Origin of the sequence: Hymenobacter piscis (genome assembly GCF_018760735.1) — a bacterium.
Lineage (GTDB): Bacteria > Bacteroidota > Bacteroidia > Cytophagales > Hymenobacteraceae > Hymenobacter > Hymenobacter piscis.
Genome location: NZ_JAHHZN010000027.1, coordinates 1 through 26,187, shown reverse-complemented (window position 1 = coordinate 26,187; position 26,187 = coordinate 1). Strand labels below are relative to the sequence as shown.

Here is a 26,187-nt window from a genome sequence, read left to right as displayed (position 1 = left end):
GCGGCCACAGCCGCTTTTTGCTGCCAGCCCCTGCGCCCCACCCCGAGTTCCTGCGTGAAATAGCCCATGAGTTTATCATCAACTAGTATCAACCGGCCGGTTCTCGCTCTTGTGATGAGCCTGGTGATTGTCATTTTCGGGGTGATTGGGTTTCGGTACCTGAGCATCCGCGAGTATCCGAGCGTGGACCCGCCCATCATCAGCGTGTCGGCCAGCTACACCGGGGCCTCGGCCGACGTGATGCAAAGCCAGGTAACGGAGGTGCTCGAGGAGGCCATCAACGGCGTGCAGGGTATCAAAAACCTGACCTCCAACTCCCGCGACGGCCGGGCCAGCATCAAGGTGGAATTCGACCTTGACGCCGACCTGGAAACGGCCGCCAACGACGTGCGCGACAAGGTATCGGGGGTGCAGGGCCGCCTGCCGCGCGACATGGACCCGGCCACCGTGAGCAAGGCCAACGCTGACTCCCAGCCCATCGTGCTGACCTACCTGAGCTCCAACCGCCGCACCCTGCTCGAACTCACCGACTACGCCAACAATACCCTCAAGGAGCGCCTCCAGACCATTCCGGGCGTGTCGGAAATCCGGGTGTACGGGGAGCGGAAATACTCCATGCGCCTCTGGCTCGACCCCGTCAAGCTCGCGGCCCTGAGCGTGAGTCCGGTGGAAATTCAGCAGGCCCTGGCCCGCGAGAACGTGGAGCTGCCCAGCGGCACGGTGCAGGGCCAGGCCACCCAGCTCACCCTGCGCACCATGGGCCGCCTCACCTCGGTGGAGGACTTCAACAACCTCATCATCCGCCGCGACGCCTCGTCGCTGGTGCACATGTCAGACATTGGCTACGCCGAGCTCTACCCCGAAAACGACCAGACGATTTTCCGGGTGAACGGGGTGCCCGGCGTGGCCCTGGCCGTGATTCCGCAGCCCGGCTCCAACCAGATTGATATTGCCGACGAGTTCAACAAGCGCATCGAGCAGTTCGGCAAGGACCTGCCCGATGACTTGGAACTACGCCAGGCCATTGATTACTCCATTTTCATCCGCAAATCCATCAGCGAGGTCGAGCACACGCTCATCGAGGCCTTCGTGCTGGTGGTCATTATCATCTTCCTGTTCCTGCGCGACTGGCGCTCCACGCTCATCCCCATCGTGGCCATTCCGGTGTCGCTGATCGGGATTTTCTTCGTGATGTACCTGATGGATTTCTCCATCAACGTGCTCACCCTGCTGGGCGTGGTGCTGGCCATCGGGCTGGTGGTGGATGACGCCATTGTGGTGCTGGAAAACATTTATTCGCGCATCGAGGACGGTGAGGAACCGCGTGAAGCTGCCATCAAGGGCTCGGAGGAAATCCTGATGGCCGTGGTGAGTACCACGGTGGTACTGGCAGCCGTGTTTCTGCCGGTAGTATTCCTGAGTGGGATTACCGGCCGCCTGTTCCGGGAGTTCGGCATTGTGGTGGCCGGCTCGGTACTGATTTCGGCCTTCGTGTCGCTCACGCTCACGCCCATGATGTGCTCGCGGCTGCTCAAGCGCCAGGAAACCCATAACTGGTTCTACCGCAAAACCGAGCCCTTTTTTCAGCGCGTTATCAACGGCTACCGCAGCAGCCTGCAAACCTTCCTGCGCAACCGCTGGCTGGCCTGGCTGGTGGTGGCGGGCACGGGCGTGGGCATCTGGTTTTTCCTGGGCGCCATTCCCTCGGAGCTGGCCCCGGTGGAGGACCGCAGCCGCGTGAACATGAACGCCACCGGCCCCGAGGGGGCCTCCTACGAGTTCATGGACCGGTACATGGATCAGGTGACCCAGATGGCCCGCGACTCGGCTGGCGACGACCTTAGCAGCCTGTTCACGGTTACCTCGCCGGGCTGGTCGGGCAGCTCCAACTCCGGCATTGCCCGGGTGCTGCTCCAGGATGCCGACGACCGTACCCGCACGCAGAGCCAGATTGCCGATGCGCTGAGCGCGGGCGTGAAGGGCCTGACGGCAGCCCGCACCTCCGTCAGCCAGGACCAGAGCATCGGCTCGGGCGGGGGTGGCGGGCTGCCGGTGCAGTTCGTGATTCAGACCCAGGACTTCGAGAAGCTGCGCACGGCCGTGCCCCAGTTCCTGGAAGCCGCCCGCCAGAACCCCACTTTCCAGTACGTGGACGTGGACCTGAAATTCAACAAGCCCGAGCTGCGCGTGAACATCAACCGCGACAAAGCCCAGAGCCTGGGCGTCTCGGTGCAGGATATTTCCCAGACCCTGCAGGCTGGCCTGAGCGGGCAGCGCTACGGCTACTTCATCAAAAACGGCAAGCAGTATCAGATCATCGGGCAGGTGGCCCGCGAAGACCGCAGCCAGCCCCTGGACGTGCGCCTGCTCTCGGTGAAAAGCCGGACCGGCGAAATTGTGCAGCTCGACAACGTGATTACGCTCACCGAGAGCAGCACCCCACCCCAGCTCTACCGCTTCAACCGCTACAACGCGGCCACCTTCTCGGCCTCCCTGGCCCCCGGCCAGACCCTGGGCGACGGTATTGCCGCCATGCAGGCCATTGCCGACAAAACCCTCGACGACACCTACTCCACCGAGCTGGCCGGCGCCTCCCGCGACTTCCAGGAAAGTTCCTCCTCCCTGCTGTTCGCCTTCGGCCTGGCCCTCATCCTGATCTATCTGGTGCTGGCGGCCCAGTTCGAGAGCTTCCGCGACCCGGTTATCATCATGGCCACGGTGCCGCTGGCTTTGAGCGGGGCCCTGCTGAGTTTGTGGTACTTCAACCAGACGCTCAACCTGTTCTCCCAGATCGGCATCATCATGCTCATCGGGCTGGTAACGAAAAACGGCATTCTCATTGTCGAATTTGCCAACCAGCAGGTAGAGCAGGGCATGGATTACATGACGGGCCTGGTGGAAGGCGCCACGGCCCGCTTCCGCCCCATCCTGATGACCAGCCTGTGCGCCATCCTGGGCATTCTGCCCATTGCCGTGGCCACGGGCGCGGGTGCGCTCAGCCGCCGGGCCATGGGCATCGGGGTGGTGGGCGGCCTGTTTTTCGCCACCGTGCTCACGCTCTACGTCGTGCCGGTGATGTACTCCTACTTCGCTACGGCCAAAAAGCACCGCCAGCCGACCCCTGAAGAACAGGAGGCCGTGCCTGCCTAGGGCCGCTGGCGGGCCGCCGTTTCATTCTCGCTTTCGCCGTTGATAACCTCCATGCGTTTCCTGTCCCTTTCGGTTTTCCTGCTGACGGCCGCCCCGCCCCTGCTGGCCCAGCAGCCGGTGCTGCCTTCCCGCAGCGAGACGACCACCCAACCCCAGAGCAAGCCCCAGACGGAGAAGCCCGCCACCGTGGCCCCTGCCCCACCCCTCTCCCTGGCCGAGGCCATCCGCCTGGGGGTGGAAAACAACTACGCCATCCGCGTTTCCCGCCAGGATGAGCGCGTGGCCGAAAACGAAGTAACCCGCGGCAACGCCGGCCAGTTGCCCGTAGTGGCCGGCAACTTCGTGCGCAACTTCAACCGCAACAACCTGCGCCAGGAGTTCAGCCAGGGTGACCCGCGCACCAACAACAACGTGCCCACCAACCAGCTCCAGGCCAACGTCGCGGCCACCTGGACGATTTTTGATGGCCTGGGCATGTTCATCGCCTACGACCGGCTCCGGAGCCTGGAGCAAGGGCAGCGCCAGCTGACGCGCGCCGTGGTGGAGGAAACCGTGGCCAGCATCACCGATGCCTACTTCGTGGTGGTGCGCGAATCCGGCAAGATTTATTCCATCGAGGAAGCCCTCAAAATCGGCCAGGCCCGCATCGACCTGACCCAGGCGCGGGTGGACGTGGGCGTGAGTGCCAAGGTGGAAGTGCTGACCGCCCGGGTCGATTACAACGCCGACCGCTCGGTCCTCATTCAGCAGCAGGAAGCCCTGAAAACGGCTAAAATTAACCTCAACAACCTGCTGGGCCGCAACCCCAATCTCGACTTCCGGCCCCAGGATTCTATTGTGGTGGCCCGCAACCTGGAGCGCGAGAGTGTGCTGGCTGCCATCCGCCAGAACAACCCCCGCCTGCAACAGGCGCTTACCAACACGGCCGTGGCCACCTACGACCGGCGGCTGGTGCGGGCCTCCCGGTTTCCGCAGGTGGGCCTCACTTCCGGCTACAGCCGCAACAGCAACTTCAACGGGGCCGCCTTCCTGCCCGGCACCCGGGAGCTGGGCACCACCACCACCCTCACCAACGGCTTCAACTACGGTCTGGTGGCCTCCATTCCCATCTTCGACGGCTTCAACAAGAACCGCCAGGAGCAAAATGCCCGCATCTACGAAGACCAGAGTCAGCTCCAGCTCGAGCAGGTTCAGCTCCGGCTCGACGCCGAAGCCGAACAGGCCTGGGCCCAGTACCTGAACCGCTTGCAGCTGCTGGAGCTGGAGGAATCGAACATTCTGCTGGCCCGCGAAAACGTGGCCATTGCCCTGGAACGCTACCGCCTGGGCCTGCTCACGCCCCTGGCCCTGCGCGAAGCCCAGCGCACCCAGCTCCAAGCCGAAACCCGCCTGCTCGATATCCGCTACCAGGCCAAGCAGGCCGAAATCATTCTGCGCCGCCTCAGCAGCGGCCTGGTGCGCGAGCCGCAAACGCAGCCCTAGTATCTCCCCGGTTGCCTCGGCGGGGCAGCTTCCCAGCAAGCCGTTACGGCCCCGGCTCTGGACCCGGACTCAGGGCCTGCCGGCCGCCGGCTCGGTAGCCTGCAGGGCCCGGAGCGCCGCCTGAGTTTCCCGGCGCTTATCCTGCTCCTTTTCATCCTCATCCACCGGAGCCTGGGCTGCGTTCTGGAAAAAGGCCAGCAGGTTGCTTTTCTGCGCGGCCGACAGGTACTCAAACTTCTTGTCGGCCAGTTTGCGCAGCCACTCGCCGTATGTGGCGTCGGTGAGGGCGTACTCCCCGATTCTGGTAGGGCGGCCGGTATCGAAATCGGTGTTGGGCAGCGGGGACGCGGGGGCAGCCGTATCGCGGGGCTGGGCCTCCAGGTGGCGGCAATAATCCTTGAGCACCTCGCGGAAGCTGGCCCGAAACAGTTGCTGCGCCTCCGGGGTCGGCAGTTTGAAGGCGAAGGGCTTGAGGGGTCCGATTTTGGGCAGTACCCGGATGAAGTACGACAGAATGCGGGCCCCGGTGCCGGGGTGCTCATAGTCGCTGCCGTAGCGCTTACGGTATTCCCGCTCGCTCTCCTTGTACACGTACTCGCGGCGGCGGGCCTGGGGCACTCCCTTGCGGATATCGCCCTTCTTCGACTGCCACGCGGCCCGGCTGGCAATGGGAATGAGGCTGCGCACGGCAAACCGGAACGAGCTCACGGCCAGGTCCACATTGAAAATCACCTGGCCCAGCTCCAGCCCGTAGGTCTTCAGAAAGGCCCGCTCCAGCACCGGCTTATCTACCTTAAAGCCGATGGAGCGCTGGTAGTCGGCCGTGCGGTAGCGCCCCGAAGCTACCTGCACCACATCGAAGGCAAATTCCAGCTGGGTATGCTGAATAGGAGCCTCCTCGTAGGTGATGCTGTTGCCGAATTTTGCCTGGAGCTCGGGGTACACGCTGGGCATGGCCTTGTTGGTGCCGGCAGGGTGGCCGTTGATGTCGGCCGCGTAGTGGGCCAGGGCACCCAGAGCGAAGGCGTACTCGTTGCGCCCACGGGCCTCCTCGAGCAGGTTGCGCACGAAGTCGCCGCTGCGCACGTAGTGCGTGAGGTTGGTGAACAGCTCCGAGCCGAAGGGATAATAGCCCATGTCCTGCAAAATGGAGCCCCCGTAGGCGTAGGCCTTGGCCTCGAGCAGTTCCTCGGCGGTAGCACCGGGGTAGCGGCTCTGCAGCAGCGGCAGCAGGCAGGGCTCCCAGGTGGAATCTACGTTGGCCTGGTGGGTGAGCACCGAGTAGGCCGAAGCCGGATGCGTGGCTAGGCTCAGCAACGCAACCACAACAACAATCCATTTTAACATAGACAAAGCGCCCGGCCGGGCGCATAAGCTCTGCCGTGGGTGCCCACACGTACGCACCCGCCCCGCCGGTGGTTGTGCCTCCGTTGGGATGGAGGCGTACGTGCGGGCACCCAGGGCGGCTGCCAGCGGCAGACCGAGCCGCGGCGGCTCCGGCCCTGGGACTAACAGCCTGGCAGACGAGTGGCCGGATTCGGGGTGTCTAAATTCAGATCAGTTCCAAATTTCGCCTTGCAGCGGTTTTTTTACCTGATTCCGCAGCCGGGCCGCTACCTTTGCGCCATGAAACCGGTGGTAGCTTTTTTCCTGGGCCTGCTAATGCTTGTGAGTGGCCTGGTGCCCCGCAACGACTTCGCGGAGCTGACCAAGCTGCCCGAGCTGGCCCGCCACTACCGCTACCACCGCGCCCTGGCCGGCGGCCGCCTCTCGCCCCTGGCGTTTCTGGCCCTGCACTACGGCCCCCAGGGTGCCCGCCACCACCGCAACCCCGTCTCCTCCCGCGACGCCCAGGACCACCAGAAGCTTCCTTTGGAGCACCAGCATCATAACTGCGTGCCGGTGAGCTTTGTGGTGCCGAATCCGGCCCTGACGGTCACGCGGCCCCGGCCCGTAGCGTGGCCCGCCCGCGCCTACCGCCCCGCCCCCGGCTCCCTGTATGCCTTCCGCGGGAGCCGCACCCTGCTGCAGCCGCCCCGAGCTTAGCCCCGCTGGTGCCCCCGGGCGCCGTGTGTTCTTATTGCTCATTCCTTTTTGGTTTTTTGTTGCTGGTTTTTGGTTTTTGGTGATTAGTCGGGCGACACTACCGGCTAACCGCTGAAATTGCGCTACTACTACTCCTGGTCATTGCTCGGGTTGAAACTGCCTGATCAAAAACCACAAACCAGCCCCTAAAAACCGAAAAAAGGCTTCTCCTTTTTTCTATGCTTTCCCGCATTATCCGGGCCAGCATCCACAACAAGCTGTTTGTGGTGCTGCTGCTCGTGGCCCTCGTGGTCTGGGGCGGCTATTCGGCCGCTCACCTGCCGCTCGATGCCATTCCCGACGTGACCAACAACCAGGTCCAGGTCATCACCCAGAGTCCGGCCCTGGCCGCCCAGGAGGTTGAACAGCTTCTCACCATTCCGCTGGAGCTCCAGCTGCGCACCATTCCCGGCGTAACGGGCGTGCGCTCCATCTCCCGCTTCGGCCTCTCGGTCATTACCGTGGTGTTCGAGGACGACGTGCCGACCCTGCAAACCCGCCAGCTGGTAGCCGAGAAAATCCGCACCGCCGAGGGCGACCTGGGCCCGGGCCTGGGCCGCCCCGAAATGGCCCCCATCACCACCGGCCTGGGCGAAATTTTCCAGTACACCATCGGCATCAGGCCCGGCTTCGAGCAGCAATATTCCCTGCCCAAGCTGCGCGAAGTGCAGGATTGGGTGGTAAAGCGCCAGCTGGCCGGCGTGCCCGGCGTGGTGGACGTGAGCAGCTTCGGCGGCTACGTGCGCCAGTACGAAGTGAGCGTGAACCCCGAGCGCCTCAACGCCAGCGGCGTGAGCATGGCCGAGCTTTACGCAGCCCTGGGAGCCGGCAACGCCAACACCGGCGGCAGCTACCTCGAGCGCGGCCCCAACGCCTACTTCATCCGGGGCGAGGGCCGCGCGGCCTCCCTCCAGGACGTGGGCAGCATGGTGATTAAGCAGGCCGGCGGCGTGCCCCTGCTGGTGCGCGACGTGGCCGAGGTGCGCTTCGGCCACTCGGTGCGCTACGGGGCCATGACCCGCAACGGCGAGGGCGAAACCGTGGGCGGCATCGTGCTCATGCTCAAGGGCGCTTCCTCGGAGCAGACCATCAAGGGCGTGAAGGAACGGGTGGCCCAGATAAACAAGCAGCTGCCCGCGGGCCTGTTCGTGCGCCCCTTCCTCGACCGCACCAAGCTCGTGGACACCGCCATCCATACCGTGGCCCAGAACCTGCTGGAAGGCGGCCTCATCGTGATGCTAGTGCTGCTGGTGCTGCTGGGCAACTGGCGGGCCGGCCTGGTGGTGGCCTCCATGATTCCGCTGTGCATGCTCTTTGCCCTGGGCCTGATGCACACCTTCGGCGTGTCGGCCAACCTGATGAGCCTCGGGGCCCTGGATTTCGGGCTGATTGTGGACGGGGCCGTCATTATCGTGGAAGCCATGATTTTCCACCTCGTGCACTTCCGCGAGCGGGCCGCGCACGAAACCCTGGACCAGGTAGCCGAAACGGCCGCCACCCGCATGATGCGCTCCGCCCTGTTCGGCCAGCTCATCATTCTCATCGTGTACCTGCCCATTCTGGCCCTCACCGGCATCGAGGGCAAGATGTTCCGGCCCATGGCCCTCACCGTGAGCTTCGCCATTGTGGGGGCCATGCTGCTGTGCCTGACCTACGTGCCGGCCGTGTCGGCCTGGGCTCTGCGCAAGGATATCAAGGAGGAAGGCACGCTCTCCGACCGGATTATGAAGTTTCTGCAGCGCGGCTACGCGCCCATTATCCGGGGGGCGCTGCGCCGGCGCGCACTGGTGGCCGCCGGGGCAGCGGGCCTGCTGGGGCTGGCGGGCGTGGCGTTTGCCCGCCTGGGCGGCGAGTTTATTCCCCAGCTCGACGAGGGCGACTTTGCCGTGAACGTGGCGCTGGCGCCCGGCTCCTCCCTGACCCAGAGCATTGCCACTACCTCCCGCGTGCAGCAGATTCTGCTCCGCCAGTTTCCGGAAGTGGAGCAGGTAGTGGGCAAAATCGGCACTTCGGAAATCCCCACCGACCCCATGAGCCTGGAGGACTCGGACCAGATTGTGGTGCTCAGGCCCCAGCAGGAATGGACCTCGGCCCATTCCCGCGAGGAGCTGGCCAACCGCATGAGCGCGGCCTTGGCCGGCGTGCCGGGCGTGAGCCTGGAGTTTCAGCAACCCATTCAGATGCGCTTTAACGAGCTGATTTCGGGCGTGAAGTCGGATATCAGCATCAAGATTTACGGCGACGACCTGGACCTGCTCTTCGAAAAGGCCAGCGAGGCGGCGGACCTCATCCGCCCCCTGGCCGGCGTGGGCGACCTGAAGGTGGAGCAGATTGCCGCCCTGCCCCAGTTGCGCGTGACCTACAACCGCCAAAAAATGGCCCAGTACGGCCTGCGCGTGAACGACCTGAATACGCTGCTGCGCGCCTCCTTCGCCGGCGACGTGGCCGGGCAGGTGTACGAGGGCGAGCGGCGCTTCGACCTGGTGCTGCGCCTCGACAGCCTGCACCGCCGCGGCATTGAGGACCTGCGCGCCCTCTACGTGGATTTGCCCAATGGCCAGAAAGTGCCCCTGGAGGAAGTGGCCCGGGTGGAGTTCCGCAACGCCCCCACCCAGGTTTCGCGCGATGATGCCCGCCGCCGCATTAACATCGGCGTGAACGTGCGCAACCGCGACGTAGAAAGCCTGGTCCAGGACATTCAGGCCCGGCTCGACGGCGGCCTGCAGCTACCGGCCGGTTACTCCCTGGAGTACGGCGGGCAGTTCGAGAACCTGCAGCAGGCCAAGGCCCGGCTGGCCGTGGCCGTCCCGGTGGCCCTGCTCCTGATTTTCCTGCTGCTCTACCTTTCCTTCCGCTCCCTCAAGCAGGCCGGCCTGATTTTCACGGGCATTCCGCTGGCGGCCATCGGCGGGATTCTGGGCCTGTGGCTGCGCGGGATGCCATTCAGCATCTCGGCCGGGGTGGGCTTCATTGCCCTGTTCGGGGTGGCCGTGCTCAACGGCATTGTGCTGGTGGCCAGCATCAACGAGCTGGCGTTGGCCGGCGTCGAATCAGTGCGCGAGCGGGTGCTCAGGGCCACCCACGAGCGGTTCCGGCCGGTACTGCTCACGGCGGCCGTGGCCTCCCTCGGTTTCCTGCCGATGGCCCTGAGCACCTCCGGCGGCGCCGAAGTACAGAAACCCCTGGCCACCGTCGTTATCGGCGGCCTGCTCACGGCCACCCTGCTCACGCTGGTGGTGCTGCCCGTGCTCTACACCTTCTTCACCAAGGACGGCGAGCCCAGCCCCACTGAACCCAGCCCCGAGCTGCTGGCCGAAATCCGGGACCACCACGAGCTGTAAAGCTGATGCAATGTGCAGAATGTGAGAAATGTGGCGAATGTGCAGGTGTAACGGCTACTCATCAGCCCAATTCCTCTCATTCTGCACATTCGCCACATTTCTCACATTCGCCGCACTCCTCATATTCTACCCATCACCCACCTTCGGCCCAGCTCCCATGCGTATTCTGCTGCTTTTCCTGCTTTTGATTCCCGGCTTCCTGCGCGCCCAGACCACGCCCCGCACCCTGCCCCCGCCCGCCGCTGCCGGGCCGCCGGGCGAAGCGGGCCTCACCCTGGATCAGATCCTGCAAGCCGGCCTGAGCCAGAGTCTGCTCACGCAAAGCGGCCGCCTCGAAATCGAGCGCCAGCGCGCCCTCTCCCGCACCGGCTACGACCTGCCCCGCACCGTGGCCGACTACCAGATAGGCCAGATTTCCGGCCCCCTGCGCGACCAGAGCTTCAACATTGTGCAGCAAACGGCCCTGCCCGGCCTCTACAGCGCCCAGCGCCGCCTGCTGGAAGGCCAGGTGGGCAGCGCCGAGCAGCGCGTGCGCCAGCAGCGCCGCGACCTGACCCGCACCATCCGCAGCACCTATTACGAGCTGCTGCTCAGCTACCGCCGCGTGGCTTTGCTGCGCCGCCAGGACAGCCTCTACCAGCGCGCTGCCCGGGCCGCCCGCATCCGCTACCAGACCGGAGCCACCAACCGCCTCGAGCAGGTGTCGGCCCAGGCCCGGCAGCTGGAACTGCAGAACCGCCTGGCCCTGGCCCGCACCGACCAGGAGGTGCTCCGTCAGCAGCTTTCCGTGCTCCTGAACCAGCCCCGGCCCGCCCGCATCGATACCACGGCCGCCGCCGTGGTGGCCCTGGCCCCTGCCGATACGGCCGGGCTGACGGCCGCCACCAACCCGCTGCTGGGCCTATTGGAGCAGGAAGTGGAAGTGAGCAAGCGCCAGACCCGGGTGGAAGAGCTGCGCCGCCTGCCCGACCTGCGCCTGGGCTATTTCACCCAGACCATCAACCAGGAAAGGGTCTTCCACGTGGTGCAGGCCGGGGTGGCCGTGCCCCTGCTGGGCGGGGTGCAGAAAAGCCGCATCGAGGCCGCCCGCCTTGGCGAGCAGGCGGCCGAAACCCAGCTGCATTACGCCGCCACCCAGCTCGGCGGTCAGCTCGCGAACCTGCGCCGCCAGCTCAGCCGGGCCCGCGCCTCGCTCACCTACTACGAGCAAACGGCCCTGCCCCAGGCCCGCCTCATCCTCGATACCGCCGAGAAAAGCTTCCGGGCCGGCGACATCGACTACGTGGAGTACGTGGTGAACACGGAGCCCGCCTGGCAGATCCGCGCCGCCCACCTCGACCAGGTGCAGCGCTACAACGACCTGGCCCTGCAGCTGCTCTCCCTCGCCGGCCACGACCTGTAAGGGCCCCGGACGCATTTTGGGTCCCAGGGCTGAAGCCCGGGGCTACGGAGCGTTTTGCTACTTTCCTTCTGTTTCTTCCTTGAATTTTTCGCTGACTCGTCCCGGGCTTCCATCCGGGAAAATCCGGCACCCTCTATATGAAATACGCCTTTTTCTTCCTCGCCCTGCTCGCCGCGGCTTGCGGCTCCGACAAAGCCACAGAACCCGAAACCACCGGGAAATCCGCACCGGCGGCCAGTCCCGGCATAGTGCAGGTGAACCCGGCCCAGGAGAAAGCGGCCGGCCTTGAAACCGGCTCCTTTGCCTGGAAAAACATGACTTCCGATGTGCAGGCCAACGGCAGCATCGACGTACCGCCCCAGAACCAGGCCTCCATTTCGGCGGTGCTGGGCGGCTACGTGCAGAGCGTGGCCGTGCTGCCGGGCCAGCAGGTAACCAAGGGCGGCGTAGTGGCCGTGCTGCGCCACCCCGACTACCTCAAGCTCCAGCAGGACTACCTCCAGAGCAAGGCCCGGGTGCAGTTTCTGGCCCAGGAGCTGGAGCGTCAGCGCATTCTCGATGCCGAGGACGTGGGCGCCAGGCGCAAGCTCCAGCAGGCCCAGAGCGAGTACACGGCCGAGCAGGCCATGATGCGCGCCACCGCCGGGCAGCTACGTATGCTGGGCATTTCCATCAGCCAGCTCGACCAAGGCCGCATTTCACCCACCGTGCCGCTGGTGTCGCCCATCAGAGGCTACGTGAAGGCGGTCAACATCAACCCCGGCCAGTTCGTGAATCCCCAGGACGTGCTGGTGGAAGTGGTGGACCGCTCCGACCTGCACCTGGAGCTCAAGGTCTTCGAACGCGACATCGCGCGGGTGAAAGTCGGCCAGCCCATTCTGTTCAAGATTCCCAGCCGGGGCTCCAACGAGGACTTGACGGCGCGGGTGTTCCTGGTGGGCAAGGCCTTCAACGACGACGGCCGCACCGTGAGCGTGCACGCCCACCTGGAGCCCGAGCGCGACGACGTGCTGCCCGGTCAGTACGTGGCGGCCCACATCCAGACGGCCGGCGCCCGCCAGCCCACCCTGCCCGAAGACGCCGTGGTGCAGGCCGGCGAGTTCAGCTACATCTTCGCCCGCCTCGGTCCCGGTGCCTACCGCCGCCACCGCGTGCAAACCGGCCCCAGTGAGAATGGCGACGTGGTCGTCACCCTCCTCGACCCCGGCGCCGATACCACCCGGCTGGTCCGCCACGGCGCCTATTTCCTCGATGCCGAGCTGAAGAAGGGTCAGGACGCGGAGTAGGTTGAGTTTAGAAGTTGGGAGGTTTAGAAGTTAGAAAGTGGGCGGCCCCGGCGAGCAATGTGCTTTTTGCCGGGGCCGCCCACTTTTTAACTTCTAAACTTTCCAACTTCTAAACTCTACCCCTCTCCCAGGCGCTGACGTAGCTCCTGCACTTCGCGCTCCAGATCCAGGGTCCGGAACATGACTTTGGCTTCCAGGTCGGAGTAGGCACGCTCCAGCTGCTCCTGGAGTTGCTTCTGCTCGGTGATATCGGTGTTGGTGCCGCACCAGCGCACGATGTGGCCGGCTTCATCGCGCACGGGCAGGGCCCGGCTCAGAAACCAGCGGTAGTCGCCATCGTGGCGGCGCAGCGGGAAGGTGTCCTCCCAGATTTCGCCCGCGGCAATGGCCTGCCCGAACTTCTCGCGCACGGCCGCCACGTAATCCGGGTGGTGGACCTTCTGCCAGCCCCAGCCGGCCATTTCTTCCAGCGTGGTGCCGGTGTAGCGGAACCACTGCTGATTGTACCAGAAAATGGAGCCGGTTTCGTCGGCCATCCAGGCCAGCTGCGGAATGGCGTTGGCCAGGGTGGTAAAATCGGCTTCGCGCTTGCGCAAGGCCAGTTCCTGCATTTTCTGGTCGTGAATATCGGTGCAGGTCCCGAACCACTTTACCAGCTCACCGGCCTCGTTGCGCACGGGCAGGGCCTGCCCCAGAAACCAGCGGTAATCTCCCTCCCGGGACTTGAAGCGGTACTCGATTTCATAGAACTCGCCGGTGGCCAAAGAGTGGCCCCACACCCGGCGGGCCAGCTCCTGGTCGTCGGGATGCAGCAGGTTGTTCCACATATCCGGTCCCACGCTGTCGGCCAGGGTATAGCCGGTGAAGTCAGTCCAGCGCTGATTGAAGTAGGTATGAAAACCGGCGGGGTCCGTAGTCCAGACCAGCTGCGGAATCAGCTCCACCAGGAAGCTGAAGTCGTGCTCGGGGTCCAGGGCGCTGCTCTCGCGCAGCGCTTCCACATCCACCACGCTCACTACCCACTGCTGCAGCTGCTGCTCATCGCTGAACTGCGGGTGCCCCGTGCTGCGCACCCAGCGGTAGAGGCCATCGTGGCGGCGGAGGCGGAACTCCATCTGATACGGCAGCTGCCGGGCCAGGGCCTGTGCCCAATCAGCTGCCACCCGCGCCTGGTCGTCGGGGTGAACCAGCGTGGGCCACTGCGCACTCAGCTGGGACCGGCTAAGGCCCGCAAATTGCAGAAACTGAGCGTTGGCGAACAGCACTTCCCCCTGGGCGTTGGTGGTGGCCAGTAAAATGGAGCTGGCAAAGGCCGAGTGCGCCGGCCGGCCGGGAATTACGGAATCAGAGGAAGACATATAGAATCGGACAACGGGGCGGACAACGGAACGGGATTACGGCTGGGCCAGCTGCATTTCCATGCCCGATTGAAAATACAGACTTAGTTGGCTCTCGGAGCCGGTACGCGAGCGGCGCAGGCGGGTTACCAGCGCGCGCGTCTGCTCCTGGCCCAGCTCCAGCTCCAGATACGGGCGGTTCAGCAGCTCGTCGCGCTGTACGCGCCAGCGGCCGCTGTCGTGCAGGCCGGGGGCCGAGACCTGCAGGCGGCCGGCCTGCAGACTGAACTGCTCGGCCCGGGCCAGGGCGCTGGCCGGATCAGTTCGGTTCAGCACCCGATCGGCCACCCGCCACACGCCCGTCAGGAAATCGTCCGGCAGCTGCTGCAGATTAACGTCGAAAAGCACGTCAGACATAAAGGCGGGCAAAAGTGTAGCCGGCGGGCAAGCAAAATATGCGCCAGCAGTCCTTCCAAAGGAAAAGAAAAAATTGGCAGATTACTTCCCGGCCATCTAAATGCCTGAGTCATACTCTTCGCCGGAAGCAGTTCGCACCTACAAAAAAAGCTCCCCGGCGGGTACCGGGGAGCTTTTTTTTGACCTGTTGCCGGCCGGGCGGTTTTCGCAGAGGAGGAGGGATTCGAACCCCCGGAGGTTTAACCCTCAACGGTTTTCAAGACCGCCGCAATCGACCACTCTGCCACTCCTCTGGATGAGGTGTTTCAAGTGCGTTGCCGCCCCGGGTAACAGGAAAAAAGGCTTTTTCAAGCGCTGAAAAAGCCTTTTGCAGAGAGGGGGGGATTCGAACCCCCGATACCCTTGCAGGTATAACGGATTTCGAATCCGTCGCATTCGACCACTCTGCCACCTCTCTGTAAGGCCCAAGTAAAGTGGTTTGGGATGGCAAAAGTATCCACGTTTCGGGCAGGAACAAGCGTGGCAGGCAAAATTTTCTTTGCCCGCGCGGTTATCCCCTCATTTTCAGGCACTAATTATTTACGACCCGCCCTGAGCGCCGGACCCGCCCCAGCCAGCCCGGGCGCTTGGCCCCGCCCGTTACGGCATCAATGCTCACGTTTACCTCAAAGCCCAGAATCAGGGTCATGCACACGAAATCCAGCCACACCATAAACCCCACGAGCGTACCTACGGAGCCGTAGAAGTGGTTGTAGCTGTCAAAAATCCGGACGTAGAGAATGAACAGGAACGACACGAGAAAAATCAGCAGCGTGGCTATAATAGCCCCTACCGATATAAAGGGCCATTTATCGTGCACCGGGGGCACGTAGTAGTACACGAGGCTGGTAGTAAGCAGAAACAGCGCCACCACCGAGCCGTAGCGCAGCAGCGTGGTCAGCTGGTCGGTCATGGCCTCGGGCACTACCTCTTTGTACACCAGCGTATCGATGATGTAGGTGCCGAAGAAGATGCCGACCACGGCCACCAGCAGCACCGCCGAGAGCACCACCGTGAGCAGGGTGGCAATGACGCGCTTGCGCACGTAGGTGCGCTTCTTGAAGGAAGGATATTTCTTCTCGAAGGCGTCGAGCAAAGCCATCAGGCCATTGGAGCTCAGCACCAGGGCCGCCCCAAAACCGAACGAAAGCAACCCTCCGTGCTGAATGTTCACGATATCCTCAATGGTGCCCGAAATTGCCCGGTACATCTCCCGCGGAATCAGGTCGGAGAGAAACTGCAGGATGTCGACGTTCAGGTTCGGAACCGGGATGTAGGGAATGAGCGTGAACAGGAAAATGATGGTGGGAAATATGGCAATGGTGAAGTTAAAGGCCATGTAGCTGGCCCGCTTGGCCAGCCCATCGAGCTTGATTTCCTGCAGCAGCCGCGCAATTACATCGTACACCGAGGCCCGCCCCCCCGCAAACCGCAGCCGCTTCAGCAGCACGATGAGGCGCCGGTAACTGCGGCGGCGACGCACATCGGGCAAATGATACCGGCGAACGGGGGACTGCATAGAGCGGAGGAAATTGAAAAGGTGGGAACCGGGAGCATGCCGAGTTAGCAGCGGCCGGTCCGGACAGGATGCGCAAGGTACTGCCCCGGGCCTTGCGGCGCCTGCGGCCTGACTACCCGCTGCCCGTTTCTCTCATTCTTACCCTTTGGCTCCTCCTTTCAGGAAGGCGGCCGGGGCGGGTGCGTCCACCGGGGTTTTGGGCGGGGTAAGCGGGCCGGCCGTTTCGTCGTCGGAGAAGTAGGGCGCGAGTTTGGCCAGGATATCGGGCGGAATGGGTACGGGCCGGCCGGTGGCCATGCTCACGAACACCATCAGAGTGTGGCCTTCGGTGAGCAGCTCGGCGGCTTCGTTGTAGATTTCATACTCGAACATGACCCGGGTGCCCTCGGCGGGCTGCCGCAGCAGCAGGCGCACCGTGAGCAGGTCGTCGTAGCGGGCGGGGCGGCGGAACCGGGTCCGGATTTCGCCCACCGGCATGCCCACGCCCTCGGCTTCCAGGGCCTTATAGCTGATGCCCAGTTGCCGGAACGCCTCGGTGCGGCACACCTCAAAATAGGCCGCGTAGTTGCCGTGATAGACGTAGCCCATCTGGTCGGTTTCGGCATACCGCACGCGGATCTGGGTATCGGAGGAGTACATGGATAAGTTGTCAGTTGCTCGTTGTCAGTTGTTAGTTATTAGATGCCGGATGCCGGTTGATGGTTACTTGCAGCTAACAGGACAGCCTGACAACTAACAACCGACAACTGACAACTTATTTCATAATCCCGGCCCGGCTGAGGGCGGCCTGGTAGCGGCGGGCATTTATCAGGTGCTCCTGCTCGTTGCGGGCGAAGGCGTGGTAGCCGCTGAAGTCCTCCTTAGCGCAGAAGTACAGGTACTGGTGGCTTTCGGGGTTGAGCACGGCGTCGATGCTGGCAATGCTGGGCAGGTTGATGGGGCCGGGCGGCAGGCCGGCGTACTTGTACGTATTGTAGGGCGAGTCCTTGGTCAGGTGCACGTTGAGCACCCGCTTGATGGTGAAATCCTGGTTGGCGTACACCACTGTGGGGTCGGCCTGGAGCTTCATGCCGCGCTGGAGGCGGTTGAGGTACACGCCCGCCACCCGGGGCCGCTCGTCGGCGTGCTGCTGCTGCTCGGCCTCCACAATGCTGGCCAGGGTGCTCACCTCGGCCCGGGTCAGCCCCAGTTCTTTGCGCTGGGCGTCGCGGGCGGGCGTCCAGAATTTCTCGTACTCCTTCTTCAGGCGCTGCAGCACGTTTTCGGCGGAGGCGTTCCAGGGCAGCTCGTAGGTGTTCGGGATGAACATCGTCAGGATGCTGGTCGTGTCGAAGCCCAGACTTTTGGTATACGCCGGGGAGCTGAGCAGGCTGTCGAACCGGGCCGGGCGGGCATCAATGGTGGCGGCCAGCTTCTGGGCCAGGTCCTGCCGCAGGCGGATGTTCTGGAAGGTCAGGCGCAGGGGCAGGCGGTTGCTGCCGGTACGCAGGTCATTGATGAGCTGGCGGTTGGTGTAACCATCCTTGAGCTCGTAGCGGCCGGGCTTCACCAGCTGCTCGTACTTCATGAGCCGGGCCACAAAGTGCAGGCTGAGCTTGTCCACAATCACCCCGGAAGCGTCAATGGAGTCCAGCACCGCCTTGGCCGACTGCCCCCGACGCACCACCACGTAGGTGGGGCGGCCCTTGGTTTCCACGTTGGGCGTGAAGAACACCTGGTAAAAGTAGTAAGAGAAAGTAATGAGAATCAGCCCGAAGATGCCGGTGATGTAGGCAAACCGGTTGCGGCGGCGGGTGGCATTGGCCTTGTAATCGATGCGGGTGTTGGCCATGAGGCGAGGTGGGGTAATATAACGGTAACATACCCTCAAACGACTTCGTTTGCAGAGTCGCTCCTGATTAGGGTATCTTTAGGTGCTCAAAAGTACGCGTTCTGGATTTTCACTTCTCTTTTTTTCTTTCTACCATGCAACACGCTTACAACTCTAAAAATTTGTTTCGCGCCCTGCTGGGCCTGGGCCTGAGCCTGGGTACCGTAGCGGCCTCGGCCCAGGCTGTTACGCCCATCAGCGTTGCATCAGGTGTTATTTACACCCAGGACTTCGACGGCATCGGCCCCACGGGTACTGCTTATCCGGCCGGTTGGTCTGGCCTCCGCTTTGCGGGTACGGGTGCGATTGGTCAGGACCTGAATCTGACAGCTACCGATGGCAGTGCAGGTTCTGGTGGGGTATACAATGTTGGAGCCGCCAACGACAACGACCGGGCGATGGGTTCAATCTCCTCCAACTCCACCACGCCTGCTTTCGGAGCTGCTTTCACGAATACTACAGGAGCCGACGTCACGCAAGTAAACGTAGCGTACCAAGGCGAGCAATGGAAGTCCGGTGCCTTAGATAACCAGAACGAGGTGCTGTCTTTCGAGTACAGCCTAGATGCCACCAGCCTGAATACGGGTACCTGGACGCCTGTTGCAACCCTGAACGTAACGGAGCTGGCCAACGCCAACACATCTAATACTGCTATTAACGGCAATGACGCCGCCAACCGTGCTTCACTGGCAGGTTCGCTCACAGGCATCACCTGGCCGGCCGGCACTACGATGTGGATTCGCTGGAAGGATAACAACGATACGGGCAACGACGCCCTGCTGGCGGTTGACAACTTTGCTCTTTCTACGGGTACGACGCCGCTGAGCACCCGCAAGGCCCTGACGGCCGGCAACGTGCGCGTTTTCCCGAACCCCTCGGCCAACAACCTGACGATTCAGGTGGCCGGCCGCACTGCCAAAACGGCCGTTACGGTAACCGACCTGATGGGCCGCACCGTGCTCCGGGGTGCTTCCGCCTTGGATGGCTCGTTCAGCCTGAGCGCCCTGCCGGCCGGTCAGTACATGCTGCTGGTGCAGGATGGCAACACGCTGACTTCGCACAAAATCGTGAAGCAGTAAGCAGCGCTTATTTTCCTGCATGAAAGAGCCCTGGCCGGTTGGCCGGGGCTCTTTTTTTGTCTCGCCAAGCCGGTTCGCAGGCAGCGTGAAGCAACCCCACTACCCTTTTTACCGAAAACAGTAGCAGGTTACTGACTTCGCTTGTACATTGACCGCCCCGGCGCCGACTGGTACCGGGGCCCACGCTTACTCCATCCTGTTTCTGCTTATGTCCGCTACGCTGCTTCGCATTCACCCCGATAATCCGCCCCTGAACCGCATTCAGCAGGCGGTAGAAATCATCCGCAAAGGGGGCGTCATCATCTACCCGACCGACACGATTTACGGCCTGGGCTGCGACATCAACAATGCCCGTGCCGTGGAAAAACTCTGCCGTCTCAAGGGCGTACAGCCCGACAAGGCCAACCTCTCGTTTATCTGCTCCGATTTGTCGCATATCACGGACTATGCCAATGGCATTACCACGCCCGTGTACAAAGTGCTCAAGAAAGCGTTGCCCGGGCCGTTTACCTTTATCTTTGAGGCCAGCACCAAGGCTCCGCGCTACGGCGGCGTGAAGCGTAAAACCGTGGGCATCCGCATTCCCGATAATCAGATTTGCGCCCTGCTGGTGAAAGAACTTGGCAACCCCATCATCAGCACGTCCATCCGCGACGACGACGAAATCCTGGAGTACAGCACCGACCCCGACCTGATTTTTGAGAAGTATCGCCCCCTGGTCGATCTGGTCATTGATGGCGGTTTCGGTAACAACATCGCCAGCACCGTGGTCGATTGCACCAACGACGACTTCGACATCATCCGTCAGGGCGCCGGCGATATTGAGCAGTATCTGTGATAGGGCGAGGTGGTGAGATAGTGAAATGGTGAGTGGACGTTCTGGCCGCGCAGGTAGAGCCATGCGAACTTCAACTCACCATTTCACTATCTCACCACCTCACCTTTTCACCGCTTATGCTTCCAGCGGCGGTGGCTCCAGAGGTAGTCCGTGGGACTGGCCTGGATGTCGCGTTCGAGCTGGCGGGCGAAGGCCTCGGTGAGGCGGTGTTCGGTGGGCGGCAGCGTACTCAGGCCGTCGTGGAGTTCCGTGAACGTAATTTCATAATACCCGCGCCGGACCCGCCGGATACCCACGTACACGGCCGCGCACTGGAACTGGGCAGCCAGCTTGTCGGCCCCGGTATAGAAGGGGGTATCCTGGTGCAGGAAAGTGGTCCAGTACGGGTAATCTTCGGGGCCGGCGGCCTGGTCGGAGAGCAGGCTCAGAGTGCGGCCCTGGCCGCGGTGGCGCACCAAATCGCGCAGGGTGCTTACCATGGGCACCAGGTGCGCGCCCAGCCGCCCGCGCAAGGAGCGCATAAACGCTTCAAAAAACGGATTCGTCAGGGGCTTGTACACGCCGCCGGCCCGACCCGGGTACTCCAGCGCCGCTGCCGACAGAATCCACTCCCAGTTGCCGGCGTGGGAGCCCAGGGTGAGCACCTGCCGCTCCAGGGGAAAAAACCGGCCCAGTACTTCCGGATTAGTGAACCTTACGCGCTGCTCCAGTTCCGCCGCTTTAATAGTGCGCAGCTTCAGAATCTCAACAATTACCTGGGCAAAGTGCCAGTAGAACCCCCTGGCAACCTGCCGGATTTCAGACTCCGGCTTTTCTGGGAATGAATTCCGCAGATTAGTGAGCACGACGCTTCGGCGGTAGCGCAGCCCATAAGCCATCAGCCAGTACAACACTCTGGCCAGCCCGTACAATACCGCCAGCGGCAGGCTGGAAACAGCTCTCAGCAGCCCATCCAGCAGGCGAAAATACCACGCATACGTAGCAACGGATGCGTTCATCGGGAAATTGTTGCCCCGGCAGGAGCGTATTCGGCGGGTTCACGGCGCACATTGGTTGTCTGCGAGGCGATTACCTGGTTTCTGGGGTTGCGAACCTCCACCATCAGTTGGTAGTTACCGGCGGGCACTTTGCTCAGGTCCAGCTCGCCGGCAAGCACGGTGGGCTTGCCTTCGCTGCCCTGCACCACTGCCTTTCCGCTTATCAGCTCCGGGGTGCCTTGTGGGCCCCGCAAATAGTAGCGCAGCACCAGGGGCTGACCGGCCGGTACATGGTAAAGTTCGGCGTAGAAAAACAGTTTTTCCTGCCCCCGGGCGTAAAGGCCGGCGGGTGCCCGCGCCAGGGTCAGGCCGTTGCGGATAAAGTTATTCGCCTCCACGGCCGCGCGGCTGGCGGGCTTAGCCAGCAAAACCACGTCGCTCATCATCGGCCCTGTACCAGCAAATTCTACCACCAGCGGCTGCTCCACCAAGGCCGTGGAAGCAGCCCGGTATTGGTCGCGCATGCGGGCCCTTAGCGTGTAGCGGCCTTCGGGTAAATTGATTCGTTTCTGGAAGCTGACAGGATTTTTAATGGCGGCGGTGGTATCGCGCAGTACCGGCGGTTTAAGCGTGATGGTTTCCTGATATTCGGCCGCACCATCAGGCCGAATGGCTTCCAGCGTTACAACGGCCCCGGCCTGGTACAGCTTAGGCCCACGGCGCTGGTATGTCAGCTGCTGGCCCGAAACAGTCACGTATACTTCCACTACCCCGCCCTTCACGCTCTCATTCTCGTTGCGAAAACGGCTAACGTCTAACAGCAACTGGGCCGGGGCAGCCGGAGCGCGCAGGCACAGCAGTAGCAATAAGAGCAACAGACGCTGAAATCCGGTCATCGTGTCAGTATAGCGATATGGGCAAGGAAAGCCGAAGACTTCACCTTGAAAAAACTCCGGCCTGCCGGGGCAAAATTGCCATTTTTCCGGTGATATGCTGTTAGAACGACCACGATTTACTACAGGTTGCCGGACAACGGGCAGATAAGACCGCACCCGGCAATCGGCCGTAAAGCCGTTACTTCGTTATCCATCTTCGTTTTTATGCGGCCCGAACGTATCTGGGCCCTTTCTGCCCGCCCATGCCCGCCGTTCTGTTCGAAACTCAGTACAACCCACCCGCCGCGTTTTTTGCCGAATTGCTCGGGGCCGAAGCCCTTTGGCTGGAAGCGCACGAGAATTACCGCAAACAAACCTACCGCAACCGCTGCCTCATCCTCACGGCCCAGGGTGTACAGCCGCTCACCATCCCCGTAATAGATGGTAACCGCAGCGAAAAAGTCCTGACTTCGGAAATCGAAATCGACTACCGCCAGAACTGGGTGCACCGCCACTGGCGCACCCTGCAAACCGCTTACGGCGGCACCCCGTACTTCGAGTATTACGCCGAGTATCTGCACGATATCTACCAGCAGAAGCCCCGGCGGCTGTTCGAGCTGAACGAGGCCCTGCTCCGGTTCTATTTCCGCTGCCTGCGCCTGCGTCTGCCCATTCACCTGACCTCGGAGTACGTTCCCTTCACTTCCCCATCTCCCGACTTCCCTTCCCCTGTGCTGGACCGGCGCGATTGGCTGACGCCCAAAACAACTGCAACTCCGGAACCTGACAGGAAGTCGGGTCGGCCGTACGTACAGACCTTTGGTAAAGATTTTGTACCGGGCCTCAGCATCTTAGACCTGCTGTTCATGCAGGGTCCGGCCGCCGGCTCTTTTCTCACGTAGTAGCCAGAGTCGCCCCGAACCAACGCCCGACTCAATCTGTTTTCAGATTACATCGGCCAAACCCGCAAAACAGGCCTCCATTCGGCTTGCGGGGTTCCGTTTTTCTTCACTACCTTATCTGCATGGAAGCTAAATTCTCAAACAGAGTCAAGGAGGTCATCTCCCTGAGCCGGGAAGAGGCCATCCGGCTCGGGCACGACTATATCGGTACTGAACACCTGTTGCTGGGTATGATTCGCGAAGGCGAAGGCACGGCCATCGGTTTGCTCAAGAAACTGGGCGTATCCGTGGACGAGCTGAAATATGCCTTGGAGCAGGCCACCCGCAACACGGCCACGCAGGGCACGAGCATCACCGGCTCCATCCCGCTGACCAAACAGACCGAGAAAGTCCTCAAGATTACCTACCTAGAGGCCAAAATCTTCAAGAGCGAAATTATCGGTACGGAGCACCTGCTCCTTTCGATTCTGCGTGATGAAGACAATATTTCGTCCCAAATCCTGAGCAAATTCAACGTGAACTACGAATCCGTCCGCGATTCGCTGGACTACCACGGTAACTCGGCGAACAACCCCACCTCCGGCCCTGAGGCCGATGACGATGACAACGACCGCCTCTTTGGGGGCAGTGCAGGCCGTGGCGGTGCCGGGGCGGGCGCGACTCCCAAAAAAGGCAACGAGAAGTCGCGTACGCCCGTGCTCGACAACTTCGGCCGCGATCTGACCAAGCTGGCTGAGGAAGATAAGCTCGACCCCATTGTGGGCCGCGAAAAGGAGATTGAGCGCGTTGCCCAGATCCTTTCGCGCCGCAAGAAGAACAACCCCATCCTCATCGGGGAGCCCGGCGTTGGTAAAACGGCTATTGCCGAAGGCCTCGCTTTGCGCATCATCCAGAAGAAGGTGTCGCGGGTGCTGTTCGGGAAGCGCGTGGTTACCCTCGACCTTGCCTCCCTGGTGGCCGGTACCAAGTACCGCGGCCAGTTTGAGGAGCGCATGAAGGCCGTGATGAACGAGCTGGAAAAGTCGCCCGACGTTATCCTGTTCATTGACGAGCTGCACACGATTGTGGGCGCTGGCGGTGCCTCCGGCTCGCTGGATGCTTCCAACATGTTCAAGCCGGCTCTGGCCCGCGGCGAAATTCAATGCATTGGCGCGACTACGCTCGACGAGTATCGTCAGTATATTGAGAAGGACGGCGCGCTGGCTCGTCGTTTCCAGATGGTGATGGTGGACCCCACCACGCCCGAGGAGACGATTGAAATCCTGAACAATATCAAGGACAAGTACCAGGACCACCACCACGTGGTGTACACCGACAAGGCCATTGAGGCCTGCGTAAAGCTGTCGGACCGCTACATGTCCGACCGGTTCCTGCCCGACAAGGCCATCGACATTCTCGACGAGGCCGGTGCCCGCGTGCACATCAACAACATCGTGGTGCCTGAGGATATTCTCAAGCTCGAAGAGCAGATTGAGAACATCAAGGGCGAGAAAAACCGCGTGGTGAAGTCGCAGAAGTACGAGGAAGCCGCCAAGCTCCGCGACACGGAAAAGAAGCTCATTGATCAGCTCGAATCAGCCAAGAAGGACTGGGAAGAGGAGACCAAAAAGAAGCGCTACACCGTGAAGGAGGAAAACGTGGCCGAGGTTATTGCCATGATGACCGGCATCCCCGTTTCGCGCGTGGCCCAGAAGGAAAGCTCCAAGCTCCTGAACATGGGCGAAGAGCTGAAAGGCAAGGTAATCGGTCAGGACAAGGCCATCCAGCAGTTGGTGAAAGCCATCCAGCGGACCCGCGTCGGCCTGAAAGACCCCAAGAAGCCCATCGGCTCCTTCGTATTCCTGGGCCCCACGGGCGTAGGCAAAACGGAGCTGGCGAAGGTGCTGGCCACTTATCTCTTCGACAAGGAAGATTCGCTGGTGCGGATCGACATGTCGGAGTACATGGAGAAATTCAGCATCTCGCGCCTGGTGGGCGCGCCTCCCGGCTACGTGGGCTACGAAGAGGGCGGTCAGCTGACGGAGAAAATCCGCCGCAAGCCGTACTCGGTTATCCTGCTCGACGAGATTGAGAAGGCGCACCCGGATGTGTACAACATCCTGCTGCAGGTGCTCGACGACGGTATCCTGACCGACGGCCTGGGCCGCAAGGTGGACTTCCGCAACACCATCATCATCATGACCTCGAACATCGGGGCGCGTGATTTGCAGGACTTCGGTGCCGGCATCGGTTTCGGTACCAAGGCGCGGCAGGAGAACATGGACGAGCTGACGAAGGGCACCATCACCAACGCCCTGCGCAAAACCTTCTCGCCTGAGTTCCTGAACCGTCTCGACGATGTGGTGGTCTTCAACTCGCTGGAGAAAGCCGATATCCACAAGATCATCGACATCAGCCTCAGCAAGCTGCTGGGCCGCATCCAGACGCTGGGCTACCGCGTGGAGCTGACCGAAGCCGCCAAGGACTTCGTGGCCGAGAAAGGCTACGACCCCAAATACGGCGCACGTCCGCTGAACCGGGCCATCCAGAAGTACATCGAAGACCCGATTGCCGAGGAAATCCTGAAGGCAGAAATTGCCCAGGGCGACGTCATCACCGCCGACTACACGGCCGGGGCCGAAGAACTGGTCTTTGCCGTGAGCAAGAGCGGCGAGACGCCCAATCTGGCCAGCGACGAGCGGCCCGAGGAAGCTCCTGAGCCTGACAACGACGAATCCACGGACTCGAAGAAGTAGAGTGAGTAATTCGTCTAAGTTGCAATGAAACCGGCCGGTTCCTGTAAGGGAGCCGGCCGGTTTTTTAGGACCATTTTGAGTGTAATTTAGAATCGCACATGTGAATATATCTTAAAATACTTAGGTGGTAATTACAAAATACACACAATTTATATACGATACGATTTAATTAAATTAAATTTATGTGTTAAAAATCTACTTATACATTTCTAAAATTGATTTAACATTTTCGCTATTTAGACTCTCTAATTTTTTTATCATTTCGTTCTATTTTGTTGAATTAATCATTTTCAGTACGTGAACACACTTCCTTAAAGTAGACTCTAGTTCATCATCGTACCATCTGAAAACTTCTCTTTTGGAGGCAATGTTAAATATTGGTCGCACAAATCGGTCATCAATTAAATTATTTAGGCAAATCAAACTTACTAAGTCCTCATGCTGGGCATGCCAAAGACCTGATAGAGCTTCTGCGATTAACCCATAATGACTTGAATCTATTTTCATCGGCTGATCAAATGCAAGATATTTTTTAAGACTACGTTCATTTCTGTTGAAAACTGCATTCTCCAGAAAATTTATCATTTCATTTGTGCATTATATTGCTTTGCAAACTTAATAATCCATATCAAAACCAACTACTACAATCTCTATTCGCAATTGAGGCGACTATGGAGGTTTCTTGAACGGTGTACGGATGCTATTGGGACCTGAAGTATCTCTTAGCTAGGACTTACGCAAACGGCTTTCTCAGCGTACCAAGCCCATGAAAGTCACCGCTCAATTGTATGGCCAGTTTCTGCTCAGCAGCCAGGTCAACTACACCGGCACTTACTTGGCCGAGCACCTGGCC

The 26,187-nt window shown here is 61.5% G+C and carries 18 protein-coding genes and 2 tRNA genes; 10 read left to right on the top strand and 10 right to left on the bottom strand.

Features of this window, described 5'->3' with window-relative positions; all coding sequences use genetic code 11:
* Nucleotides 1–66 precede the first annotated feature (66 nt).
* The gene (locus KLP40_RS19115; RefSeq protein WP_215595440.1) at nt 67–3,150 is read left to right on the top strand and encodes an efflux RND transporter permease subunit; all 3,084 of its coding nucleotides are present in this window, start codon (nt 67–69) and stop codon (nt 3,148–3,150) included.
* A 51-nt stretch (nt 3,151–3,201) separates the two neighbouring features.
* A complete protein-coding gene (locus tag KLP40_RS19110; RefSeq protein ID WP_215595439.1) occupies nt 3,202–4,632 on the top strand; it encodes a TolC family protein in 1,431 nt (476 codons plus the stop codon).
* A gap of 69 nt (nt 4,633–4,701) precedes the next feature.
* Here the strand turns inward: KLP40_RS19110 and KLP40_RS19105 are convergent, their stop codons facing one another.
* Nucleotides 4,702–5,958, bottom strand: coding sequence for a zinc dependent phospholipase C family protein (locus KLP40_RS19105; RefSeq protein WP_215595438.1), 1,257 nt, complete (start codon nt 5,956–5,958; stop codon nt 4,702–4,704).
* A gap of 300 nt (nt 5,959–6,258) precedes the next feature.
* Here KLP40_RS19105 and KLP40_RS19100 point away from each other — a divergent pair, with 300 nt between their 5' ends.
* The 4 genes from KLP40_RS19100 to KLP40_RS19085 all read left to right on the top strand — a co-directional run bounded on the left by KLP40_RS19100 (nt 6,259) and on the right by KLP40_RS19085 (nt 12,746).
* Nucleotides 6,259–6,678, top strand: a complete 420-nt coding sequence (locus tag KLP40_RS19100) for a hypothetical protein (protein ID WP_215595437.1) — start codon at nt 6,259–6,261, stop codon at nt 6,676–6,678.
* Nucleotides 6,679–6,896: 218 nt separating this feature from the next.
* Nucleotides 6,897–10,058 (top strand): efflux RND transporter permease subunit, encoded by a 3,162-nt coding sequence (locus KLP40_RS19095; RefSeq protein WP_215595436.1) that lies wholly within the window; start codon nt 6,897–6,899, stop codon nt 10,056–10,058.
* A 157-nt stretch (nt 10,059–10,215) separates the two neighbouring features.
* Nucleotides 10,216–11,460, top strand: coding sequence for a TolC family protein (locus tag KLP40_RS19090; protein ID WP_215595435.1), 1,245 nt, complete (start codon nt 10,216–10,218; stop codon nt 11,458–11,460).
* A gap of 137 nt (nt 11,461–11,597) precedes the next feature.
* The gene (locus tag KLP40_RS19085; protein WP_215595434.1) at nt 11,598–12,746 is read left to right on the top strand and encodes an efflux RND transporter periplasmic adaptor subunit; all 1,149 of its coding nucleotides are present in this window, start codon (nt 11,598–11,600) and stop codon (nt 12,744–12,746) included.
* A gap of 116 nt (nt 12,747–12,862) precedes the next feature.
* Here the strand turns inward: KLP40_RS19085 and KLP40_RS19080 are convergent, their stop codons facing one another.
* The 7 genes from KLP40_RS19080 to mltG all read right to left on the bottom strand — a co-directional run bounded on the left by KLP40_RS19080 (nt 12,863) and on the right by mltG (nt 17,889).
* Nucleotides 12,863–14,104, bottom strand: coding sequence for a PAS domain-containing protein (locus KLP40_RS19080; RefSeq protein WP_215595433.1), 1,242 nt, complete (start codon nt 14,102–14,104; stop codon nt 12,863–12,865).
* A 36-nt stretch (nt 14,105–14,140) separates the two neighbouring features.
* Nucleotides 14,141–14,500, bottom strand: a complete 360-nt coding sequence (locus KLP40_RS19075; protein ID WP_215595432.1) for a hypothetical protein — start codon at nt 14,498–14,500, stop codon at nt 14,141–14,143.
* A 208-nt stretch (nt 14,501–14,708) separates the two neighbouring features.
* A tRNA-Ser gene (locus KLP40_RS19070) sits at nt 14,709–14,793 on the bottom strand.
* A 77-nt stretch (nt 14,794–14,870) separates the two neighbouring features.
* A tRNA-Ser gene (locus KLP40_RS19065) sits at nt 14,871–14,957 on the bottom strand.
* Nucleotides 14,958–15,071: 114 nt separating this feature from the next.
* Nucleotides 15,072–16,058, bottom strand: coding sequence for a YihY/virulence factor BrkB family protein (locus KLP40_RS19060; RefSeq protein ID WP_215595431.1), 987 nt, complete (start codon nt 16,056–16,058; stop codon nt 15,072–15,074).
* Nucleotides 16,059–16,196: 138 nt separating this feature from the next.
* Nucleotides 16,197–16,697, bottom strand: coding sequence for an acyl-CoA thioesterase (locus tag KLP40_RS19055; protein WP_215595430.1), 501 nt, complete (start codon nt 16,695–16,697; stop codon nt 16,197–16,199).
* A gap of 115 nt (nt 16,698–16,812) precedes the next feature.
* On the bottom strand, nt 16,813–17,889 hold the full coding sequence (gene mltG, locus KLP40_RS19050; RefSeq protein ID WP_215595429.1) for an endolytic transglycosylase MltG: 1,077 nt from the start codon (nt 17,887–17,889) through the stop codon (nt 16,813–16,815).
* 134 nt (nt 17,890–18,023) lie between these two features.
* Between mltG and KLP40_RS19045 the strand changes: the two genes are divergently transcribed.
* Complete coding sequence (locus tag KLP40_RS19045) at nt 18,024–19,007, top strand: T9SS type A sorting domain-containing protein (protein WP_215595428.1); 984 nt, start codon at nt 18,024–18,026, stop codon at nt 19,005–19,007.
* Between the two features lie 208 nt (nt 19,008–19,215).
* Entirely contained in the window at nt 19,216–19,845 is a 630-nt protein-coding gene (locus KLP40_RS19040; RefSeq protein WP_215595427.1) for an L-threonylcarbamoyladenylate synthase, read from the top strand.
* 107 nt (nt 19,846–19,952) lie between these two features.
* Here KLP40_RS19040 and KLP40_RS19035 read toward each other — a convergent pair whose 3' ends face one another.
* Both KLP40_RS19035 and KLP40_RS19030 read right to left on the bottom strand, forming a co-directional pair.
* The gene (locus KLP40_RS19035) at nt 19,953–20,843 is read right to left on the bottom strand and encodes a lysophospholipid acyltransferase family protein (protein ID WP_215595426.1); all 891 of its coding nucleotides are present in this window, start codon (nt 20,841–20,843) and stop codon (nt 19,953–19,955) included.
* The gene (locus KLP40_RS19030; protein ID WP_215595425.1) at nt 20,840–21,874 is read right to left on the bottom strand and encodes a hypothetical protein; all 1,035 of its coding nucleotides are present in this window, start codon (nt 21,872–21,874) and stop codon (nt 20,840–20,842) included. The genes KLP40_RS19035 and KLP40_RS19030 overlap by 4 nt, the downstream gene beginning before the upstream one ends.
* Nucleotides 21,875–21,960: 86 nt before the next feature.
* Between KLP40_RS19030 and KLP40_RS19025 the strand changes: the two genes are divergently transcribed.
* Together KLP40_RS19025 and KLP40_RS19020 are read left to right on the top strand one after the other, a co-directional pair.
* Nucleotides 21,961–22,599 (top strand): WbqC family protein, encoded by a 639-nt coding sequence (locus KLP40_RS19025; protein ID WP_215595424.1) that lies wholly within the window; start codon nt 21,961–21,963, stop codon nt 22,597–22,599.
* A gap of 122 nt (nt 22,600–22,721) precedes the next feature.
* A complete protein-coding gene (locus tag KLP40_RS19020; protein WP_215595423.1) occupies nt 22,722–25,334 on the top strand; it encodes an ATP-dependent Clp protease ATP-binding subunit in 2,613 nt (870 codons plus the stop codon).
* Nucleotides 25,335–26,187 lie beyond the last annotated feature (853 nt).

Excerpts from the sequence above, each read along its gene's own strand:
- KLP40_RS19115 (WP_215595440.1), top strand. The coding sequence starts at position 67 with ATGAGTTTATCATCAACTAGTATCAACCGGCCGGTTCTCGCTCTTGTG.
- KLP40_RS19110 (WP_215595439.1), top strand. The coding sequence starts at position 3,202 with ATGCGTTTCCTGTCCCTTTCGGTTTTCCTGCTGACGGCCGCCCCGCCC.
- KLP40_RS19100 (WP_215595437.1), top strand. The coding sequence starts at position 6,259 with ATGAAACCGGTGGTAGCTTTTTTCCTGGGCCTGCTAATGCTTGTGAGT.
- KLP40_RS19095 (WP_215595436.1), top strand. The coding sequence starts at position 6,897 with ATGCTTTCCCGCATTATCCGGGCCAGCATCCACAACAAGCTGTTTGTG.
- KLP40_RS19090 (WP_215595435.1), top strand. The coding sequence starts at position 10,216 with ATGCGTATTCTGCTGCTTTTCCTGCTTTTGATTCCCGGCTTCCTGCGC.
- KLP40_RS19085 (WP_215595434.1), top strand. The coding sequence starts at position 11,598 with ATGAAATACGCCTTTTTCTTCCTCGCCCTGCTCGCCGCGGCTTGCGGC.
- KLP40_RS19080 (WP_215595433.1), bottom strand. The coding sequence starts at position 14,104 with ATGTCTTCCTCTGATTCCGTAATTCCCGGCCGGCCGGCGCACTCGGCC.
- KLP40_RS19075 (WP_215595432.1), bottom strand. The coding sequence starts at position 14,500 with ATGTCTGACGTGCTTTTCGACGTTAATCTGCAGCAGCTGCCGGACGAT.
- KLP40_RS19060 (WP_215595431.1), bottom strand. The coding sequence starts at position 16,058 with ATGCAGTCCCCCGTTCGCCGGTATCATTTGCCCGATGTGCGTCGCCGC.
- KLP40_RS19055 (WP_215595430.1), bottom strand. The coding sequence starts at position 16,697 with ATGTACTCCTCCGATACCCAGATCCGCGTGCGGTATGCCGAAACCGAC.
- mltG (WP_215595429.1), bottom strand. The coding sequence starts at position 17,889 with ATGGCCAACACCCGCATCGATTACAAGGCCAATGCCACCCGCCGCCGC.
- KLP40_RS19045 (WP_215595428.1), top strand. The coding sequence starts at position 18,024 with ATGCAACACGCTTACAACTCTAAAAATTTGTTTCGCGCCCTGCTGGGC.
- KLP40_RS19040 (WP_215595427.1), top strand. The coding sequence starts at position 19,216 with ATGTCCGCTACGCTGCTTCGCATTCACCCCGATAATCCGCCCCTGAAC.
- KLP40_RS19035 (WP_215595426.1), bottom strand. The coding sequence starts at position 20,843 with ATGAACGCATCCGTTGCTACGTATGCGTGGTATTTTCGCCTGCTGGAT.
- KLP40_RS19025 (WP_215595424.1), top strand. The coding sequence starts at position 21,961 with ATGCCCGCCGTTCTGTTCGAAACTCAGTACAACCCACCCGCCGCGTTT.
- KLP40_RS19020 (WP_215595423.1), top strand. The coding sequence starts at position 22,722 with ATGGAAGCTAAATTCTCAAACAGAGTCAAGGAGGTCATCTCCCTGAGC.